Annotated in this window: 11 protein-coding genes and 2 pseudogenes; 4 read left to right on the plus strand and 9 right to left on the minus strand. The window is 53.1% G+C overall.

Annotation, left to right across the window (positions count from 1 at the left end; translation table 11 throughout):
* Positions 1-3: 3 nt before the first annotated feature.
* Together bcsB and bcsA are read right to left on the minus strand one after the other, a co-directional pair.
* Positions 4-2,298 carry a cellulose biosynthesis cyclic di-GMP-binding regulatory protein BcsB gene (bcsB, locus tag GALF_RS12110; protein ID WP_190274082.1) on the minus strand — a complete coding sequence of 765 codons (2,295 nt, stop codon included), beginning with the start codon at positions 2,296-2,298 and terminating at the stop codon, positions 4-6.
* Positions 2,299-2,419: 121 nt separating this feature from the next.
* Positions 2,420-4,429, minus strand: a pseudogene (gene bcsA / locus GALF_RS12115) (UDP-forming cellulose synthase catalytic subunit); the annotation flags it as partial.
* Between the two features lie 173 nt (positions 4,430-4,602).
* Between bcsA and GALF_RS12120 the strand changes: the two are divergent.
* A pseudogene (locus tag GALF_RS12120) lies at positions 4,603-5,775 on the plus strand (IS4 family transposase).
* Here GALF_RS12120 and GALF_RS12125 read toward each other — a convergent pair.
* From GALF_RS12125 to bcsD, 4 genes are read right to left on the minus strand one after another with little or no spacing between them, the layout of a single operon-like run.
* The gene (locus tag GALF_RS12125; RefSeq protein ID WP_041938083.1) at positions 5,761-6,150 is read right to left on the minus strand and encodes a hypothetical protein; all 390 of its coding nucleotides are present in this window, start codon (positions 6,148-6,150) and stop codon (positions 5,761-5,763) included. The pseudogene GALF_RS12120 and the gene GALF_RS12125 sit on opposite strands and share 15 nt — an antisense overlap.
* Positions 6,147-6,917 carry a cellulose biosynthesis protein BcsQ gene (bcsQ, locus tag GALF_RS12130; RefSeq protein ID WP_013294352.1) on the minus strand — a complete coding sequence of 257 codons (771 nt, stop codon included), beginning with the start codon at positions 6,915-6,917 and terminating at the stop codon, positions 6,147-6,149. Before bcsQ ends, GALF_RS12125 begins: the two co-directional genes overlap by 4 nt.
* The gene (bcsR, locus tag GALF_RS12135; RefSeq protein ID WP_013294353.1) at positions 6,917-7,474 is read right to left on the minus strand and encodes a BcsR/BcsP family cellulose biosynthesis protein; all 558 of its coding nucleotides are present in this window, start codon (positions 7,472-7,474) and stop codon (positions 6,917-6,919) included. Before bcsR ends, bcsQ begins: the two co-directional genes overlap by 1 nt.
* Positions 7,475-7,513: 39 nt before the next feature.
* On the minus strand, positions 7,514-7,975 hold the full coding sequence (bcsD, locus tag GALF_RS12140) for a cellulose biosynthesis protein BcsD (RefSeq protein ID WP_013294354.1): 462 nt from the start codon (positions 7,973-7,975) through the stop codon (positions 7,514-7,516).
* Between the two features lie 207 nt (positions 7,976-8,182).
* On the opposite strand from bcsD, the gene grpE reads away from it, so the two are divergent.
* The 3 genes from grpE to dnaJ all read left to right on the plus strand — a co-directional run bounded on the left by grpE (position 8,183) and on the right by dnaJ (position 12,098).
* A complete protein-coding gene (gene grpE, locus GALF_RS12145; RefSeq protein ID WP_223293702.1) occupies positions 8,183-8,731 on the plus strand; it encodes a nucleotide exchange factor GrpE in 549 nt (182 codons plus the stop codon).
* Positions 8,732-8,875: 144 nt separating this feature from the next.
* Positions 8,876-10,798: a molecular chaperone DnaK gene (dnaK, locus tag GALF_RS12150; protein ID WP_013294356.1), complete on the plus strand. Its 1,923-nt coding sequence runs from the start codon at positions 8,876-8,878 to the stop codon at positions 10,796-10,798.
* A 160-nt stretch (positions 10,799-10,958) separates the two neighbouring features.
* Positions 10,959-12,098, plus strand: a complete 1,140-nt coding sequence (gene dnaJ, locus GALF_RS12155) for a molecular chaperone DnaJ (protein WP_013294357.1) — start codon at positions 10,959-10,961, stop codon at positions 12,096-12,098.
* 68 nt (positions 12,099-12,166) lie between these two features.
* Here the strand turns inward: dnaJ and GALF_RS12160 are convergent, their stop codons facing one another.
* The 3 genes from GALF_RS12160 to GALF_RS12170 are packed head-to-tail and all read right to left on the minus strand — an operon-like array spanning position 12,167 to position 16,246.
* Positions 12,167-14,035, minus strand: coding sequence for a potassium transporter Kup (locus GALF_RS12160; RefSeq protein WP_013294358.1), 1,869 nt, complete (start codon positions 14,033-14,035; stop codon positions 12,167-12,169).
* Positions 14,036-14,049: 14 nt separating this feature from the next.
* Positions 14,050-14,736 carry a response regulator gene (locus GALF_RS12165; RefSeq protein ID WP_013294359.1) on the minus strand — a complete coding sequence of 229 codons (687 nt, stop codon included), beginning with the start codon at positions 14,734-14,736 and terminating at the stop codon, positions 14,050-14,052.
* Positions 14,729-16,246, minus strand: a complete 1,518-nt coding sequence (locus GALF_RS12170) for a DUF4118 domain-containing protein (protein WP_013294360.1) — start codon at positions 16,244-16,246, stop codon at positions 14,729-14,731. The genes GALF_RS12165 and GALF_RS12170 overlap by 8 nt, the downstream gene beginning before the upstream one ends.
* Between the last annotated feature and the right edge of the window lie 403 nt (positions 16,247-16,649).

Consider the following 16,649-nt stretch of genomic DNA (forward strand, 5'->3'; position numbering starts at 1 on the left):
GGATTATTTCCGTAACCGCTGATCAGCTAGTTTGCGCAAATAACGGAACGCGACGACCGCCACTAGCAATGCTGCGAAGCCGATAAAGATCATCAGGAACAGCGGCTGTCTGGATAAAAACCAGTGCAACGCTGTCCACCACGGTAAACTTCCCGTGTAGTAGCTAGGCCCCATCTGAAAGCCCTCGATGCGCTGGCCGCTTTGCATCACCAGATCGCCCGTGAAATTCGCAAGCTTCTTAGGGTTCGCCATCGACGCCGTAATATTAGCAATTTGCTCCGGGTTATCGCCGGTCACCACCACAACGCTGCGACCGTTTTTCAGCGGCGACTCGAAGCCGACCAGCGCGCCTAAGCCACCATCTCCTTTAGTAATCAGATCACCCGCACGATGCATCGCATCGTCCAGATCGACATTTCTCCAGCGCGATATCAGACGTTCAAAGGGCCCTGGCAATTTAAGATTATGTGTCCCCTTATCCAGCAGCGGATGCATTTTGCTGGCCCAGCGCTCAAGCAGCGGTTGATTACCCGCCGTACCGATCAAAATCAGATCCATATTTGCATACGCATCGACGCTAGCGGCCGTAATAATGGCATGCCGGATGGCTGGATATCCGGTCACGCGCCCCATGCGCCCCATCAGCATCAGATAAGTTTCCATCTCGGCACCGCCCGCATTATCAGGCATCACGACGGCCGTTTCTGACAAATCTGCCATCCGGGTGTACGGGAATCCGTCATTGACAAAGAAGGCCAGATTGGGCAATGCAGCATAATGCGGGAATGAAGAGAAATCGATACTCGAATCCTGATCGATGACGCCTCGCTCGTTATTTAAGAACACATCTTTGCAATACCCCTGCTTGGTGTAGTCAAAAAAGTAATGCAATTGCAATTGATTCTGACCAAAAATATTGTCGTGCGGGATCAACACGACTTCGCTACTAACCGCCTGCCCATCCTCCAGCAGTGGCAGCCTTATCTTCTTTTCAATTTTGCTAGGCACACTGGCCAGCGGCAAGGCCTTGATAAAGGCATTGTTGATATTCACGTTCAACGTTGAACGATCGGCCACCGGACGAGGGGTATAACGGTAATGCAAGTTCATCGGCACACCATCGCTGCGCCACGCAAAAATATCCGGCGGCACATTGAAGTTGACCCTGATCATATCAGGCGACAAGCCCTCAACTTGCAAATCTGATTGTTTTGCCAGCTCCGCAAGATGCACCGCTCTGTCAGTCGGAATCCAACCTGGAGCATCGTACGGTTTACGCAGCGGGATATCATCCATCTGCTTAACGCTGACGTAGGAGCCGGTCAGTGTTGCTGTGCCCAGCGTCAGTGCCTGCGCCGCAATATCCAGCTCCTTGGCATCGCGCCCCATCACAACTAATAATTTAGCCGTTGCGTTGAGCGGATTAGCGATCACTGCGAGGCTCGGGCCGTTAATCACCGGAAGATTCAGTCCGGCGGGCACCGTACTGCCCGCGACTAGCATCACACCGTTGCCTTCAGGCAAGGTATTGAGCATGACAGGGAACTGCGCGCCGCGATAATTGGACAGTGCACCGAACCACGATGCAACGACACCGGCGGCATGCAACACCTCGTTGTTAGGCTGCGACGGAAAAATAAACGGCAGCACTAATTTACGGTTATCCAGCCGGTCAAAAAAGGGCGCAGGCAGCAAGGCCAGATCATCAGGCAACTTCAGATGCCGCACGGTAAGTTCCAGTTTGCTCAGATTACTGACATTGGCCCACAACGTTGAGTGCATCGGATCTTCACATTCACGCGTGTAATGGGCAATCAATTCCAGCGTCAACTGATTAAAATCGATAAACATGCTCGAATCGAGCTGCACATCGCTGGTATGTCCATTATTTCCTTCCCGCGGCAAGGCCAATGAGGACATCAGTTCATCGTTTAGTAACACTTTGAGATGCGATAACTCAGGAATTAGCGCCGGCGACCAGGCATAGGTGAGTTTCAATTTAGCCGCCGTAATTACTTCATCGTTACGCATCGACAACTTCAAGGATCGTCTGCCATTTACGGTGTGTAAATCAATCGGACTACCGGCCCCCAACTCTTCGAGCGTATAAGAATAGTGACTAATTTCATTCGATTTTTCTTTGGCCGGTTCTGTTGTTTCATCCGCTACGGTTACCTCAGCAGGCGCGTCATTACCCCTGGAAGTTGAGTGGTGTTTTTTTGCATAAGCCATTCCTGAGGAAGTAGCACAGACAACTGCCAGCAAGACCAGCAACGCCCGACGAATTTTAATTATCATCGAATTAACTTTCAGAAAATTGTGTGACTTTTTCATAATGTACCCACCAATTTGAATCAACAATCGCTCGCGCGCTTATACTTTTACAACCAACCCAGTCAACCGACCAAAATGAATTTACTCATGAGCGACTCGGCCTGACCAGCAGACGGCGACCCACCCTGAAAAATCCGCTTAATTTTCGTCTTACGAAACCCTGATTAATCCGATCATCCGTGGTCTCTTTGTGATAAAAAAGACCGCGTTCAGGGTGCGCTTCTTTAGGCTTATTCTGATAACTGTTCTGCACGCCCGCTTTTAAGTCGCCCCACAAGTGCTGATAGCCTCTCATGCTGTGGTAGCAAATTTCCTTCAGCCCTGCCAGAGGGCGATCAACAACGCGATTATCATCCCAATCCAGCCACGCATCGGCACGCGCAAGCGTACACTGCACCAGATCCATTTGCTGCTGCAAACTCAACTGATCAAACTCGATGCCCACAATCGTATCTCTGGCAAAAACAACCTTAGCCGGAAAAACGAATTCCCGCTCACCCATAAAGAGCGATACGCGCGCCATGCTGTTCAAGGGCGCCATATTAGCCTCAGGCATCACCAGCCCCAGACCGCCTTCTGAATAATCATTCGCGCGACACACGAAACTTTGTCCGCTCGCCAGCTTCAACATCGCTTTTTGATTACAGTTCACGCGGTGACTGGAACGCACCTGCTTGGTTTCCGTCGCGACTGCAATGGTGGCCCCCAGAATCACGAGGTTATAGACCGTCCAGAGCAGATTCAAGATGACAGTATCGACCTCAAAAGTATTCCACCAGAACAACCTGACCACGCCGATCAATAATCCTGCAACATTGAGGGCCAGCATGATCAGGTAAGGTTCACTGATCTTCCAGTCAAAGAATTCCTTTTCTACCAGACCACCCTTCGCTGTCACGTTGAATTTACCCAGTTTCGGATTCAACAAGGCTACCAGGGTAGGACGGAAAATGTACCAGGCCAGCGTCGCTTCATACAGCTCCGCCCAGAAGGAATGGCGATGTGCGCCCTGCATGCGGGAGTTGGTGATGTTAGCGTGAAACAGATGCGGCAGCGCGTAAACGGCGATCGCGACGGCGGATGCATTGATAATGTGCGCCTGAAAAAACAGATAAGACAAGGGCGCTAGCAAGAACACCATGCGTGGCAAGCCGTAGAAGAAGTGCAACATCGCATTGGAATAGCATAGCCGCTGCATAAAACTCAGCCCTTTGCCGAACAAGGGGTTGTCAACCCGGAAAATTTGCGCCATGCCGCGTGCCCAGCGGATACGCTGCCCGACGTGAATCGACAAACTTTCGGTCGCAAGTCCTGCCGCCTGTGGTATCGAAATATAAGCCGTCGTATAACCTAAACGGTGCATCTTCAATGCGGTATGCGCATCTTCTGTAACCGTCTCAATGGCTACACCGCCGACTTCCAGCAAAATCGTTCGCCGTGTCACGGCACAGGACCCGCAGAAAAAAGTCGCATTCCACAGATCATTACCATCCTGAATCAAACCATAGAACAACTCGCCTTCGTTGGGCACACGGCGGAACGTGCCCAAATTGCGCTCAAACGGATCCGGCGACAGAAAATGGTGAGGCGTTTGCAACATGCCGAGCTTCTTATCCCGCAGAAACCAGCCTACCGTCATCTGCAAAAATGAACGCGCCGGAATGTGATCGCAGTCAAAAATCGCCACGAACTCACCGCTGGTAACTTTAAGCGCTTCGTTGATATTGCCGGCTTTGGCATGATTATTGTTAGGACGGGTCAGATGCGCAACGCCCACACTCTTAGCAAACTCGGCAAATTCCTCACGGCGGCCGTCATCGAGTATATAGATATTGAGCTTTTCACGCGGCCAGTCCAGCGCCATTGCCGCGAGCACGGTAGGCCGAACCACTTTGAGCGACTCGTTGTAAGTCGGAATAAAAATATCCACACTCGGCCACTGCGTCGTGTCTTCAGGCATGGGTTCGGGCAATCGCCTGAGCGGCCAAATAGTTTGCGCATAGCCCAACAACAGCACCAACCACGCGTAGACTTCGGCGATCACCAGCGTAACGCTGAAAAAAGTGTCCACCCAACTGCCCATCGACAGTGTTTCAGTATAGCGCCAGCACTACTGTCCGGTAGATTTTAAGTTCATTTCGCTGTAGCCCTTTATTGACGTGGCTTTCAGCACGTTTTTGCATTCCGACGATTTCAAATACTATCTGGAATCGCCTTTGGTTAAAAAACCGTATCGTTTGCCCTTTAATCGGCAGACGGAGCGGCAGCATGAATCGGGGCAAAACAGTTTTCGCACAATTGCTGGACTTCGTGCCGTTCAATCATTTCGAATATCTGACCGAGCGCTTTGCCGCCAACCACGGGATCAAGCATTTCTCCGCATGGAGCCAATTCATCTGCATGGCCTATGCACAACTGACCCGGCGCGATGGCTTGCGTGATTTGGTTGCCTGTCTCAATTCTCAGAAGAGCAAGCTTTACCATATCGGTATCCGCAGCAAAGTATCCCGTTCCACACTGGCCGATGCCAACGAACGGCGCGACTGGCGGCTGTTCGAGGCACTCGGCCATCGTTTGATCTCCATAGCGCTCGAACTGTACCGGGACGAGGACATCGGCCTGGGACTCAAAGAACCGCTCTACGCCATGGACTCGACCACCATCGATCTGTGCCTGACGCTGTTCCCCTGGGCGGAATTTCGTTCAACCAAGGCCGCCGTCAAAGCGCACACCATCATTGATCTGCGCGGTTCAATCCCTGTGTTTCTGTCCATTACCACCGGCAAGGTTCACGATGTCAATCTGCTCGACGTGATCCCATTCCCCGCTGGCACCATCGTCGTCATTGATCGGGGCTACCTGCACTTCGCCAGATTGTATGCGCTACACCAGCGCCAAGTTACCTTTGTCATCCGCGCAAAGAACAATCTCCGCTTTACCTGGATTGCGTCGCGCGAAGTGGACAAAGCCACTGGATTACGCTGCGATCAAACCATACTGCTGGCGACACCCAAATCAAAAACCGCTTACCCGGAACGCCTGCGCCGGGTTTCTTTCCGCGACCCGGAAACCGGCAAGCATTTGGTGTTCCTGACCAATCGCTTCGATTTGCCCGCGCTGACCATCGCCAATATCTACAAAAAATCGCTGGCAAATCGAACTGTTCTTCAAGTGGCTCAAGCAAAAACCTTGCCATCAAACATTTCTATGGCAATTCCCTCAATGCCGTCAAAATCCCAAATCTGGATCGCAATATGCGTTTACCTGCTGGTCAGCATTGCCAAAAAACAGCTCAATCTTCCTGCCTCCCAGCAGATTTTACTGAATCTTTTTGAGGTCAATATGTTCGATAAAACCCCAATAAATCAAATGGTTGCAAATGCGATACAGAATCTTGACGAACCGGACATCAGTAAACAATTGAATCTATTCGATTTTTAACCGGACAGTAGTGTAGCGCCAGTATAAATAGCGGCTGGAGGCATTGACCGAAAACACGATCATAATCAGGGTGAACAAAGTGCCGGTGTAGTTGCGCAAATACAGCGCCAGCGCAAAAACCATGCCCGCATAAATCGCCTGCCCAAGCAAGCTGAGCGAGACACTCATGCTGACCAGGAAAAGGATAAACGCAAAAATCATCGCGGCCGCACGCCAGTAACTGTGCTCCCAGCCATACCACTCGCGAGCTGCAATCACCAACTCATTGAGTTTCTCAAACTTATAGCGTTCCGGTGCTCTCGATTTACTGCGGCGGTCTACCCCCTTAAATTGAGGCTCAGTCACCGGCAGATAGGCGATTTTCGGCTTACTCACCTGATAGCCTGGTCAACTTGATTTTGCAGCCAGCCAGTCAATTGCGCGATATCATCAACCGCCTGACAATGTGGCGCATATTCCGCTGCCGGCTGCTGATAAGCCAGCGCTTCGCTCAAGGATTCATCGCGATGAATCGGAAAGGGCGCCAGTCGACCACCCAATACCGTCTGCATGACGGTTTTAATATCGCGGTTAAGCGGATGATCGGCATCAAACTGATTTAAGACGTAATACGAACCATAAAAATCAGTGCGATTGGCGCAATAGTAGTCGAGCAGGCCTTCAATTGCCGTCAGCGTTGCATAGGAACCCGCATCCGGTATCATCACGACCAGTACTATATTAGCAATCGATAGCGCTTGCTGCACATACACCGAAGGCCCCGGCGGCGTATCTAAAATCGTATAGGAATTTGGATCGCGCCCCAACTCCATCAGATTATCGCGCAACCATTCCGGCGTTTGCGACAGGTGTGCTTCGAAGGTAATGCGCTCGAATTCCGACACCTTGCCATAGGGCACAAAGCTGACCCCATAAGCGCTGTCATACTCGGTGTAATACCAGCTGCTTTGCTGCAATGTCTGATGAACCAGCCCATTAACGTCAGCCGGATCAGCCCCCAGATGCAGGCGCAACGCGTTTTGCGGATCAAGGTCGACCAACCTGACAGGGTGCCCGCCCGCAGCCAACTTGCACGCCAGATTGACGGCGACAGTTGTCTTACCGACACCACCTTTTGGTGAAATAACAGCAATTACGGTCATTATTTTTTCAAAAATCCAAACAAGCTGCGCAAACTTTTATCTTGCGTATCCACCGCAACATTGTTTTGCGGATTAAGCAAACGTGAGAAAACCGAAGTAATTTTATCCTGATCCGAACGAACCGCCACAGCATCAGGCTTGCCAGACGCAGCAGGCGCGTTCATTGCAGCAAACAAGGAGCGCGTTGCAGGGGCCGGCGTGCTTAAATTTGAAAACAGCGAACGTGCGGGAGGCGGTACATCCGCTTTGGCAAAAATACCCGACGATGGCGATCTTTCGTTTTGCGGCGCGCGATTCAGCACCGTCACCCCGGGCTGCAAAGCCGCGAACGAACCGGTATTGGCTCCCGGCAAACCTGACGTGCGAGCAACCGGATTTTCAGATGACGCTTTGAGCTTAGGCGCACTGGCACGTTCTTTTTCAATCGCAGTCACGATAGGCCAGGCTTTTTGCGCCTGATCAACTATATATTCCTGCTGGATTTCCTGATAAGTTCCGGTATCCCCGCCAAACTTTCTGAAAAGATTGCGTATGTCCGCATTGGCCGATTTTTTCATGGTTTAATTTCACCCCGTTTGATTCTCATCATGTCGCGATTATCTTCCGAAACGAAAAACCAACAGAAAATCTTCCTGCTCTGCAGCCTGAACCTGAGAGATGCGCAATTCAGGCCCTGCACCTAGCGCCGCAAGCCAGTGACCATAAATTCCTTCCAGAATCGCCGGTGACCAAGCACGCGCACTTTCCCCGAAAGCGGCCTGCAATGGTGAGAGGTGGTGTTCGATATACAAACCATCAGTCTTCTCAACCAGCACGACCCACCCCCAGTCCATATCGAACCAGATGGTGTTAATCGACTCCTGCAAAGCCGCGATCGTATCCCCAACAGGAGCAGGAATATCCTGAGCCATCGAGACACCCAGTCGCGCCATCAAAACTCGCAGTTCAGCAACCGGAATTTGCTGACCAAACTCACTGGCAAATGCACTAAGGAATCCCTGCCACTGAACAGAGCAACGCTGCTTGACGAAATACTCCAGATTCAATTCATTATTCATCTATATCCTCCAAAAAACAGCGCCAATGGCAATAGTTTCGGATTCTAGCACCTCCCACAAATATTTTGTAAGCCATAATCCTACAATTACCCAAGGAATTGGATGATTTTGTACAGTCGCCTTAAAATTTTCGATCATTATCTGCAAAAAACTTACCCGCGCTCTTGAAAATCTCAAAATCGCCCCAATCTACCGCAAGCAAAAATTTTGGAGAACGCCATGGAACAAAACCAACCCACCACACCCGACACTGAAGCCAGCATAGAATCAAATCCCGCCTCTGAAGCGAATGAAGTGATGCCGAGCCCGGAAGAACTGCTGCAAGCTGCCGAACGCCGCGCTCAGGAACACTACGATGCATGGATGTACGCCAAGGCTGAGAGCGAAAATATCCGTCGCCGCGCATCAGAAGATGTCAGCAAAGCGCAAAAATTCGCTGTTGAACGTTTTTCAAATGAAGTGCTCGCCGTCAAAGACAGCCTAGAAGCAGGACTTGCCGTTGAAACCGCCACCGTCGAAAGTTTCAAGAGCGGCATGGAACTCACCCTCAAACAACTCAGCAGTGTGTTTGAAAAATTTAACATACTGGAAATCAATCCTGTTGGCGAAAAACTCGATCCGCACAAACATCAGGCAATCAGCATGGTACCGAGCGAGCTTCCTGCAAACACCGTTGTCAGCGTCATGCAAAAAGGCTACACATTAAATGACCGCGTACTGCGCCCGGCGCTGGTACTGGTATCGCAAGGGCAGTAGTCTCTAGACGTAAGTCGTTAGTAAAACCCCGCGCAGCGGACAACTCCAACTAATGACTAGCTACTTACGACTGCCTCTTGAAATATGAAATACCCGCCCCATCTAGGGCGACATCGTAATCAACACACTTAAAAGGAAAGCATAATGGGAAAAATCATCGGTATTGATCTGGGCACAACGAATTCTTGCGTCGCAGTAATGGAAAACGGCAAGACCAAGGTAATCGAAAACGCAGAAGGTACGCGCACCACCCCTTCCATCATCGCTTACATGGAAGATGGCGAAGTGCTGGTCGGCGCAGCCGCCAAACGCCAGGCTGTCACTAACCCTAAGAACACCCTGTACGGCGTAAAGCGCCTGATCGGTCGCCGCTTCGACGAGAAGATGGTACAAAAAGACATCGACATGGTGCCTTTCTCTATCGTCAAGGCCAAGAATGGCGATGCATGGATCAAGGTTCGCGACAAGGAATTCTCAGCGCCTGAAATCTCCGCGCAAATCCTGATGAAGATGAAGAAGACTGCCGAAGACTACTTGGGCGAGTCCGTCACCGAAGCTGTTATCACCGTTCCTGCCTATTTTAACGATGCACAGCGCCAAGCGACTAAGGATGCGGGCCGTATCGCAGGTCTGGATGTTAAGCGCATCATCAATGAACCTACCGCTGCCGCTTTGGCTTTCGGTATGGACAAGCAAGAAGGCGATCGCAAAATTGCCGTGTATGACTTGGGTGGCGGTACATTCGATATTTCCATCATCGATATCGCAGAAATCGATGGCGAACACCAGTTTGAAGTGATGTCCACCAACGGCGATACCTTCTTGGGCGGCGAAGACTTCGACATGCGCGTGATCGAATTTTTGGTTGAAGAATTCAAGAAAGAATCCGGCATCGACCTGAAGAAGGACATGCTTGCACTGCAACGCCTGAAAGACGCGGCTGAAAAGGCCAAGATCGAACTGTCCTCCGCTCAGCAGACTGAAGTCAATCTGCCGTACATCACAGCAGACGCAACCGGCCCTAAGCATCTGGCTGTCAAGATCACCCGTGCTAAGCTGGAGAGCATCGTTGAAGATCTGGTGGCACGCACCATCGAGCCTTGCAAGATCGCCATGAAGGATGCAGGCATCTCCATTTCCGACATCGCTGACGTGATTCTGGTGGGTGGTCAAACCCGTATGCCTATGGTTCAAAAGAAAGTCGAAGAATTCTTCGGCCGTGAACCACGTAAAGACGTAAACCCGGATGAAGCTGTTGCTGTTGGCGCTTGTATCCAAGGTGGCGTGTTGCAAGGTGAAGTTAAAGACGTATTGCTGCTGGACGTAACCCCACTGTCTCTCGGTATCGAAACCATGGGCGGCGTGATGACCAAGCTGATCAAGAAGAACACCACGATTCCTACCAAGGCGTCCCAAGTATTCTCAACAGCCGACGACAACCAGTCTGCCGTGACTATCCATGTGCTGCAGGGCGAGCGTGAAATCTCTTCCGGCAACAAGAGTCTGGGTCAGTTTAATTTGTCAGATATTCCACCCGCACCACGCGGCATGCCGCAGATCGAAGTGACCTTCAACATCGACGCGAACGGTATTCTTCATGTAAGCGCAAAAGACAAGGCAACCAACAAGGAAGCCAATATCACCATCAAGGCGAGCTCAGGTCTGTCAGAAGCTGAAATCGAGAGCATGGTTCGCGATGCAGAAGCCCATGCCGATGACGACAAGAAGGCGCTGGAACTAGTGACTGCTCGCAATCAACTGGACGCCTTGATTCACTCAACCCATAAATCGCTGAAAGAATACGGCGAACAGCTGACAGCGGACGAAAAGAGCGCCATCGAAGCGGCTTTAAAAGAGGCAGAAGAAGTCGTGAAGAGCGACGACAAGGATGCCATCGAAGCCAAATCGGAAGCACTGGCCACCGCCGCACAAAAACTGGGCGAAAAGATGTATGCCGCAGAACAGGCTAAATCAGCTGAAGCGGGTGCAGGTGCAACACACGAAGCCCAAAAGGACGAAGGCGATGTTGTCGATGCTGAGTTCACCGAAGTGAAGGACAAAAAGTAAGGAGCGAGGATTGAGGGGTGATGATTGAGTAACATCAGCCTCAACCCTTGGATTCTTTACACTTGTACATAATGTGAATCAGTAAGGAGCAAAGAGAGAGGAGCATGGAAAGAGGACGCTAAACAGCTACTCAATCCACGCTCCTCAATCCTTTTAAGCCATGAGCAAAAAAGACTATTACGAAGTCCTCGGCGTCAATCGCGACGCATCGGACGAAGAAATCAAAAAGGCTTATCGCAAACTGGCGATGAAGCATCACCCTGACCGCAATCCGGACAACCCTAAGGCAGAAGAGCACTTCAAAGAAGCCAAAGAGGCGTACGAGACGTTGTCGGACGGACAAAAACGTGCGGCCTACGACCAGTACGGTCACGCCGCATTTGAAGCCGGCGGCATGGGCGGCGGCAGCCCGTTTGGCGCAGGCGGCGCAGGCGCGCAAGGATTTGATTTTTCAGATATTTTCGGCGACATCTTCGGCGGCGGCCGCGGAGGGGCCGGCGGGCGCAGCAATGTGCAACGCGGTGCCGACCTGCGCTATAACTTAGAAATCACACTGGAACAGGCAGCGCGCGGCACCGAAACGCAAATCCGCGTGCCCACCATGGAAGAGTGCGATACCTGTCACGGTTCGGGTGCAAAACCCGGCACGAGTCCTACCACCTGCACCACCTGTGGCGGGCATGGTCAGGTGCGTATGCAGCAAGGTTTCTTCTCGATCCAGCAACCCTGCCCGCGCTGTCACGGCAACGGCAAGATGATTTCACAGCCTTGCAAACCTTGCAACGGCAGCGGCCGTATCAAGCAGCATAAAACCCTGTCGGTGAAAATTCCTCCGGGCGTAGATAACGACGATCGCATCCGCTTATCAGGCGAAGGCGAGCATGGCGTCAATGGCGGCCCATCCGGCGATCTGTATGTCGTGATCCACGTAAAAGCCCATGCAGTATTCCAGCGCGATCACAACGATTTACATTGCGAAATGCCGATCAGCTTCAGCACCGCTGCGCTGGGTGGCGAAATCGAAATCCCGACACTGGATGGCAAAGCGCACATCAAGATCCCGGCAGAAACGCAAAGCGGCAAGATTTTCCGTCTGCGCGGCAAGGGAATCAAGGGCGTGCGTAGTGCTACCCATGGCGATTTGCATTGCCATGTCATCGTCGAGACGCCGGTCAACCTGACCGACCGTCAACGCGAATTACTGCGTGAATTTGAAAGCATCAACGATCTCAATAGCGCGCACCACAATCCAAGAGCTAAATCCTGGATGAACAAAGTAAAGGATTTCTTCGCGTCCTAAACAGCATCCTTGCATGTCAAAAGCCCCCGAAGTGGATAACTTTGGGGGCTTTTCATTTCAACTACCCCTTACAACACCACCTTAGTGCCCAGTTCGACTACCTGATTCGCGGGCAGATTGAAGAAGCTCGCCGCCCCTTCCGATTGTCGCGTCATCCACGAAAACAACGCGCAGCGCCACGAGGACATGCCGCCGAATCCGTCCACCACATTCGAACGTGCGACGAAGTAGGTAGTGCTCATACTGTCTAGCGTTACGCCGTGTGAGTCCAAGCCTTGCAAGGCCAGCGGAATATCCACTTCCTGCCGAAAGCCAAAATGCAGCGCGACGTTATACATGCCGGGGGCGATTTGAATCACTTTCAGGCGTTGTTCCGCTTCGATGTAGGGCACGTCTTTGGTAACCACATGCAAGAACAGCGTTTGTTCATGCAGCACCTTGAAGTGTTTTAGATTATGGAACAGCGCGCTGGGGACGGTGTTCGGATCGGCGGTTAGATAGACCGCCGTGCCAGCAACGCGCGGCACATCCGGTTGCGAGCCGGAGATAAAGCTCGCCATCGGAATGTCGAGTTTGCGCCGTTGCTCGGCAACCAGCGAGCTACCGCGCTTCCATGTCGAAAGTAGCACAAACAGGAACAAGCCTAACGCCAGAGGCATCCAGCCGCCGCTGGCGATTTTGCTCAGATTGGAGCCAAAAAACAAGACTTCCAGCAGTGCGATAACGAGTAGTCCGCTCAGCAGCGGCAGCCGTGCGGCTCCCGGCAGCATCAGCGTGACGAAGCAGGTCAGCAGTGTCGTGATAATCATCGTGCCGGAGACGGCAATACCGTAAGCCGCCGCGAGTGCGCCTGAGGAGCCGAACTCCAGCACCAGAACGATCACGCCGACCAACATCATCCAGTTCACGGCGGGAATGTAGATTTGCCCGCGCTGCGAATCAGAAGTGTGCTGAATGAATAGGCGCGGCAAATAACCCATGCGCATGGCTTGCAGCGTGATTGAGTACGCGCCCGAGATAGTGGCTTGCGAGGCGATGACTGTGGCGGCGGTGGCCAACGCGACCAGCGGCAACAGGAACCAGTCCGCCGCAAGCAGATAGAACGGATTTTGGATCGCCTCCGCCGAGCGCAGCACCAATGCGCCCTGGCCGAAATAATTGATGAGCAAGGCCGGGCACACCAGTCCGTACCATGCCAGCCGCACCGGCGCAGCACCAAAGTGTCCCATGTCCGCATACAGCGCCTCGCCGCCGGTTAGTGCAAGAAACACCGCCGACAACAGGAAGAACATGCCAGTCGGATGTTCCAGCGCGAAATTGATGGCGTACATCGGATTGAGCGCGTTCAACACGACGGGGTTTTGTACGATGCTGAGCGTGCCGAGTACAGCCAGTGCCGCGAACCACAAGAGTGTGACCGGGCCGAATAGTTTACCGATGCTGCCCGTACCCCGGCGTTGGATGAAGAACAATCCGGTAAGCACGCCGATAGTGACGGGGAGGATGAATTTTTCCAATGCGGGGGTAATGACGCTGAGACCCTCGACCGCGGAAAGCACCGAAATGGCAGGGGTGATGAGCGCATCGCCGTAGAACAAGGCTGCCGCAAAAATACCCGCCGTGACGATCAGCAGTTTCCAGTGCGTCACCCCCTGCGCCGAGCGGTTCGCTAAAGCGGTCAGCGCCAGTACGCCACCTTCGCCTTCGTTGTCGAACTTGAGCATCACCCACACGTATTTGATCGAGATAATGAGCATCATCGCCCAGAACAAAGCCGATAACGTCGCAAGCACGTTAGGCTCGGTGGGTGTGAGCCCGTGACCACCGGCGAAGGCTTCTTTGAAGGCATACAGCGGGCTGGTGCCGATGTCGCCGTACACCACGCCTAACGCCGCGAGCGCCAACGTACTCGTGGCAGTCTTGTTATTCTGTTCCATCAAAATTCTCTCCTTCAAATATCGAGCCGGTAACCCACGCCGGTCTCGGTCACAAAAAATCTGGGTTGTGCCGGATCCTCTTCCAGCTTCTGTCTCAGATGGCTCACATAAATGCGCAGGTAATGGTTACTTTCAACGAAGGCTTTTCCCCACACCGCGCTCAGCAGGTGGCGGTAGGTCAGCACCTTGCCGGGTTCGACCAGCATGGCACACAGCAGGCGGAATTCGATGGGGGTGAGGCGTACGGCTAACCCCTTGCGCGTGACGCTGCGCTGCGCGAGATTAACCTCGATGTCGCCAAAGTGAACATGTGTCTCGGCAGTTGCGCTTTCCTGCGGCGCGCGGCGCAACTGCGCGCGCACCCGCGCCAGCAGTTCGCCGGTATAGTAGGGTTTGGTCAGATAATCGTCCGCTCCCGCATCCAGTGCGCGTATCTTCTCGCCCTCTGCCGAACGCGCTGAGAGCACCAGCACCGGCAGCGAAAATTGCGTGCGCAGATCGCGAAGGAAGGCAATGCCGTCGCCGTCCGGCAAGCCGAGATCGAGAATGAGAAGTTGTACTGCATCGGCGTGCAGTTGCGCCAACCCTTCTTTCAGCGTGCCGCTCTCCCGCACGCGGTAGCCTTCTTCCTCCATCGCAGTGCGCACCAAGCGGCGTATCTGCGCCTCGTCCTCGATCAGCAGGATAGTCTGCTCACTCATACTCATCCTCCGTCTCGATCACGGGCGGCTCGCCCAGCGTCAGCGTGAAAGTCACGCAGGCCCCCGCATCATTGTCGGCATAGATACTGCCGCCGTGCGCGCTCACAATACTGCGACAGATGGCGAGCCCCAGCCCCACGCCAGGTACGTTCGATTCTATATCCCCGCGCTCGAACAGCTCAAACAGGCGTTCCAGCCGATCGATCGGGAACTGCGAACCCTCGTTGCAAACCGAGAGGTGCGCAAATTTCTGGTCGGCACGTACCGCAATGCGGATGGACGAGCCGGGCGCTGCGTATTTGGCGGCATTCTCCAGCAGGTTACACAACACACGTTCCATCAACACCGCATCGAAGCGCAGCAGTGGCATGTCAGCGGGGAGCACCACACTCACCGGATGCTGCGCCAGCGCAGGGCCAAGCAGTTTAATGCTCGCGCCGATCACCTCTTCCACCGGCTGCCATTCGAGGTTGAGGCGGATGTCGCCCGCGCGCAGTTTGGCCATATCAAGCAGGTTGGACGCCATACTGTTCAGGCGAAACGTCTGCTGGCGCATCGCATCCGCCATTTCGTGCAAGGCCTGTGGTAGCGCCGATTGCGCCAGCGTGTCGGCCATGCCGTATAACACGGTGAGTGGCGTGCGAATGTCGTGCGACAGTGCAGAGAGAATGCTGTTGCGCAGGCGCTCATCGGTCATTTGCAACTGCGCTTGCTGCGCGATTTCAACGAAATGCAGGCGTTCGACCGAGGCCGCAACCAGCGCAGCGATGGCTTTAAACAAGGGTCGCCGTTCATTGCCTAACAGGCCCACATCGTAAAAAGAGAGCACCAGCACGCCGCGCGCCTGCGGCGTGTCGTGCAGCGGTAAGATCAGCCAATGCAGTGCGCCGTCCAGCGTGGCTTGCGCCGCCCCCTGCTGGAGCGCAGCCTTCACCGCGTAATAGGGTTTACCTGAGAGCGGGGTCTGGCCGGGTATAACGGGCGACATTTCTTCACCGTGCCGCATCAGCAGCTGGCTCTGGCAGGATTGCGTTTCATGCAGAAAACGGCGCGTCATTCCCTCTATCTGTTCCAGCGTCAGCGCGCCCGCCAATTGGCTGGCGAGTTGATACAGCGCATTCGATTGCCGTTCGCGTTCTTGCGCGGCTTCTTTTTCGCGCTGCAAACCCTGCGTCAGGTTACCAATGATGAGCGCCACGGCAAACATCACCGCTAACGTGACAGCGTATTGCACATCGCCGACGGTGAACGTGAAACGCGGTTGAATGAAAAAGAAATCGAGCAGCGCCGTGCCGAGCAGCGCCGCCGCAATAGCCGCCCCCTTGCCTGCGCGCGCCGCCACGACAGCCACTGCCAGCAGATAGAGCATCGCCGTATTGGCCGGGTCGAGGAAGTCGCGCCAAGGCCAAGCCAGCAAGGTGGCAATAACACAAGCGATGACAGCCCATAACATGCGCGCGCACGGGCTGTGCGGTTGCGGGAATGTGCTAAAGAAGCGGAGGAATTTCATACGAAGGGATTATTCCAGCCTGCACATAAAAATGCTGTAAAAAAATTATGTCCATTTTGGCTGTTTTAGCGAACAGCACACCCCGTGACCTGAGCTTCCCCCCGATATTTCGACTTCCGGTAATCCCCTCATTTTTAGTTGGAATCAGAAGTAGAGTGGGTTAAAAATATAAAATTCTATAATTTTTTATTTACTGCTGAATTCCCGAGAAATGGCAATTCAGACATGCTGTTTGACAGGCCGAATAACCTGTCGCGAGCTGCTTGCTCATCAAACGTTTCAACAAAAAAAACGGCGACCAGGCTATAAAACCTGAGTCACCGTTCTCAATTCAAACGACCTAAAAACTAGGCACGTTCAAGACAAAGCCGTTTAAAATTCACCAGTCTCCTGCTTGGTTAAG

It is taken from the genome of Gallionella capsiferriformans ES-2 (assembly GCF_000145255.1).
In the GTDB taxonomy this organism is placed as follows: Bacteria; Pseudomonadota; Gammaproteobacteria; order Burkholderiales; family Gallionellaceae; genus Gallionella; species Gallionella capsiferriformans.

What these genes read in the sequence shown, in the direction of transcription:
- bcsB (WP_190274082.1), bottom strand. Translation starts at nt 2,298, where the DNA reads ATGATAATTAAAATTCGTCGGGCGTTGCTGGTCTTGCTGGCAGTTGTC.
- bcsQ (WP_013294352.1), bottom strand. Translation starts at nt 6,917, where the DNA reads ATGACCGTAATTGCTGTTATTTCACCAAAAGGTGGTGTCGGTAAGACA.
- bcsR (WP_013294353.1), bottom strand. Translation starts at nt 7,474, where the DNA reads ATGAAAAAATCGGCCAATGCGGACATACGCAATCTTTTCAGAAAGTTT.
- bcsD (WP_013294354.1), bottom strand. Translation starts at nt 7,975, where the DNA reads ATGAATAATGAATTGAATCTGGAGTATTTCGTCAAGCAGCGTTGCTCT.
- dnaK (WP_013294356.1), top strand. Translation starts at nt 8,876, where the DNA reads ATGGGAAAAATCATCGGTATTGATCTGGGCACAACGAATTCTTGCGTC.
- dnaJ (WP_013294357.1), top strand. Translation starts at nt 10,959, where the DNA reads ATGAGCAAAAAAGACTATTACGAAGTCCTCGGCGTCAATCGCGACGCA.
- GALF_RS12160 (WP_013294358.1), bottom strand. Translation starts at nt 14,035, where the DNA reads ATGGAACAGAATAACAAGACTGCCACGAGTACGTTGGCGCTCGCGGCG.
- GALF_RS12165 (WP_013294359.1), bottom strand. Translation starts at nt 14,736, where the DNA reads ATGAGTGAGCAGACTATCCTGCTGATCGAGGACGAGGCGCAGATACGC.
- GALF_RS12170 (WP_013294360.1), bottom strand. Translation starts at nt 16,246, where the DNA reads ATGAAATTCCTCCGCTTCTTTAGCACATTCCCGCAACCGCACAGCCCG.